This window comes from Mesorhizobium sp. M2A.F.Ca.ET.067.02.1.1 (genome assembly GCF_004023285.1).
Classification (GTDB): domain Bacteria; phylum Pseudomonadota; class Alphaproteobacteria; order Rhizobiales; family Rhizobiaceae; genus Mesorhizobium.
The window spans coordinates 1-3,447 of record NZ_RZSB01000647.1; the positions used below are offsets into that span (position 1 = coordinate 1).

Here is a 3,447-nt window from a genome sequence, read left to right on the forward strand (position 1 = left end):
GGCAGCAGCGGCGCGCCGGGCGAGGCCAGATCCGGCGACGGAAAATCGGACGCCGTCGAACCCGGCGCCGCCGACGCGGGCGTCGGCTGCTGCGGCGGCAACCCTGGCAACGCCGAGTCCGCCGGTGGAAGCAGCGGCGGCGAGGCCGGCTGCTGGCCGGAATACATCAGCCTGGGCTGGCTTGCATCGGCGATCGCCGGTCCGAGACTCCGCTGGATCAGCGCCTCGACATGGTCGTTGCGCTGGCGCGCGGTGTCGGCGCCCATCACCACCACGATCAGATGCCGCCCGTCGGCATTGTAGGAGGTGACGATGTTGTAGCCGGAAGCTCTTATGTAGCCGGTCTTGATGCCGTCAACGCCGCGCACGCGCCCCAGCATGTCGTTGTGGCCGCGCACCAGCCTGCCGCGGAACATGAAGTCGCTTTCGGAGAAATAGTGGAAATGCTGCGGGAAGCGCTTTTCCAGCGCCATGCCCAGCACCGCCATGTCGCGCGCCGTGGTCACCTGGCCGTCATCGGGCAGGCCGCAGGCGTTGCGGAAATTGGTGCCGCTCATGCCGAGCGAGCGCGCCTTGGCGGTCATCATGGCGGCGAACTGGTCCTCCGAGCCGCCGCCCAGATATTCGCCCACCGCCACCGCCACGTCGTTTGCCGACTTAACCACCATGGCGCGGATGGCGGAATCGACGTCGATCGTCTCGCCGCGCCTAAAACGCAGCTTTGTCGGCGGTTGCGAGGCCGCGTGATCGGAAACCGGGATCCGCGTCTCCTTAATCACCCGGCCGCTCTCCAGCGCCTCGAACAGCATGTAGAGCGTCATCATCTTGGTCAGCGACGCCGGATAGCGCTGCGACCGCGAATTGACCTCGAACAGGGTCTTGCCGGTCGAGGCGTCGACCACGATCGCCGCATATTTCTGCGGCTGCGCCGGCACGGCAAGCACGCTTTCAGGCGGTGCCGCCGTCGTGCAGCCGGCGACCAGCGCGAGCAATGCCAATATGGCGATGAGTTTCTGGAGGAGAGGGAAGGTAGGGGGCAAGACTGTTCTAAAACTGTTGCTGAGACGCGGCGAAGCTAACGTAACCCATATGCCGCGTCCAACTGGTTAACGAGGGCAACAAGGCATTTGCCCAGGTTTCGGGGGGGTGGAGGACGGGTTCTTGTCCTTCGACGTTGGCGCCGTCCCCTCATCCGGCCGCTTCGCGGCCACCTTCTCCCCGTGGGGGAGAAGAGGTTGGCGCAGGCGCTGACAATCTCCTCTCCCCTTGGGGGTCCGAAGGACGGGCGAGACCCGTGGCTCGCCCCGGAATGGTCAGCCGAGCGAAGCGGAGGCTGGGTGAGGGGCAGTCCACGCCCGGCTCGATCCGCTTTGCCATCCCCACCCCCTTTCCGCTAGTATGTCGCGGCTTGGTTTTGGGGGATCGGCATGTCGGAAATCGCCACGGGTACGACCTCGTTGCTCAGGGCATCGCTCAGCCGCACCGGCAAATGGGCGGCGAGCTTCGCCTTTATCAGCGGCGCAGTCGGCGATGTGCTCAACCCGCTCGGGCCCTTTGCCGCCTACATTGCCCTGGTCGCCGCCGTCGCGGCCATCATCATCGCCGTCGCCATGGTGCTGCGCCTGGTGCTGGCCGCCAAGGCGATGCCGGCGCTGATCTTCGCCACCAGTGCGGCGGCGATCGCCGGCGGCGTCTACGGCATCCAGCAGGAAACGAATTCGCAGAACGGCGTGATCGCCAACCTTGTGCCGGCCGTCGCCGAGCTGCAGCAATCGCTGGGCATCGTCTCGCAGAAGGTGGCGAAGATCGAGCAGACGGTCACCGAGACGCAGAAAACGGTCGAGGAGGTCAAGAAATCGACCGATACGGTCGCCAAGACCACCGAGCAGATCGCTTCCACCCAGCAACAGCAGACCGCGCAGGGTGCCGAGACGCAGAAGACCGTCGAGGCGGTCAAGCAGACCACGGATACGGTGGCGCAGAAGACTGAGCAGATCGCTTCCGCCCAACAGCAGCAGTCGGAGCAAGGCGCCGAGACGCAGAAGACTGTCGAGGCGGTCAAGCAGACGACCGACACCTTGGCCGCCGGCCAGCAACAGCAGCAGGCGCAGGCGGAAAAACTGCAGGCGACCACCGAGCAGATCGCTGCTTCGATCGACACGATCGCCAAGGGTTTTGCCCAGCTCTCGGCCCAGGGCGGCGCGATCGCCGATCCGAAGCGTCCCGACGAATTCTACCACAATGCTCGCGTCTACGAGCTCGCCGGCGACATGCTCAATGCCCGCCGTTCCTATCTGGCCTTTGCCGGCTTCGACGTCGACGCCATCGATCCCTACACGCGCTTTGCCATGCTGCTGAGAGTCCAGGACGGCAAGGCCGGCGCCCGCGAAGTGTTCGGCACGCTGACGGAGAAAGCCAAGGCGCCGTCGATCAAGCTCGTGCATCTGTTGCAGTTCGACGACGCGCAGCGGCTCGACAAGCTCAACGCCTTCATCGCGGCCAACCCCGATTACGCGCCGGCTTATTTTCTCCTGGCGCAGGAATTTTCCGAGGATCGTCTCGGCAGCCAGACGCTGGCCGACAAGCGCAGCGAGGCGCAGGCGCTGAGCAAATTCGTCTCCTACGAGCAGGATGGCGGCCTGCTGAAATATTTCGTCGACCAGACACAACTGGCCGACTGGCTGGACCGCAGCCGCAGCCGGCTGACGGCTTTGGGCGATGTGCTCGACACATCGCGCTTCGTGCCGACGCTGACGCCGATGCGCTCCAACGCCGGCTGGTCGATGACGATCTCGCTGCCCGAGCCGGCGACGGCGATCTCCTGGCGCCTTGGCGATTCCGGCCCGTTCACCGACACCGGCCTGATGGCGATGAACGACCAGCGCACCGGCAAGCCGATGCCCAATCCGAGCTTCGAGTTGCCGGACAGCACTGCCGCCACCACCATCGCGATAAAATATCTCGACATCCGCGGCCGCGAGACCGGCCCGTTCGACATCCGCTTCGACCCCGACGGCGCGCTGCAGCAGGAGAACAAGCAGATCCTCGACCAGTTCTGGACGTCATGGATCGCTTTCGATTCCGGCGGCAATCGTGGCCTGGTCTATTTCACCCAGATGCTCTCCTACCGCTGCGCCATCAAGGAGGTGCATTACAGCCTCAACGGCTCGGCGCTCGACAAGGAGATCAAGATGCCGCCCTGCGACGCCAAGGACCCCTACGCCATTCCCTCCGACTACCAGCCCTATTTCAAGGTCAAGGACGACGTAAAATCGATGGCGGTGCAGGTGACCTATACGGATGGCACGAAGTCGCCGGTGCGGGAGTATAAAAGGCAGTAGGGCTCCACCCTCCCCCTTGTGGGGAGGGTCGATCCGCGCAGAGGATCGGGGTGGGGGTCGAAAGGACTCTTTTTGTCAGACCCCTCCCCGTCGACCGGTCTCCGCC

General features: G+C 64.9%; 2 protein-coding genes. One reads left to right on the forward strand and one right to left on the reverse strand.

The window, feature by feature from the left end; translation table 11 throughout:
- A partial coding sequence (locus EOA28_RS29275; RefSeq protein WP_348633443.1) for a D-alanyl-D-alanine carboxypeptidase family protein occupies window positions 1-998 on the reverse strand: 998 nt, incomplete at its 3' end.
- Between the two features lie 429 nt (window positions 999-1,427).
- Here EOA28_RS29275 and EOA28_RS29280 point away from each other — a divergent pair.
- Complete coding sequence (locus EOA28_RS29280; RefSeq protein WP_127252243.1) at window positions 1,428-3,341, forward strand: methyl-accepting chemotaxis protein; 1,914 nt, start codon at window positions 1,428-1,430, stop codon at window positions 3,339-3,341.
- The last annotated feature ends 106 nt before the right edge of the window (window positions 3,342-3,447 follow it).

Excerpts from the sequence above, each read along its gene's own strand:
- EOA28_RS29280 (WP_127252243.1), top strand. The coding sequence starts at position 1,428 with ATGTCGGAAATCGCCACGGGTACGACCTCGTTGCTCAGGGCATCGCTC.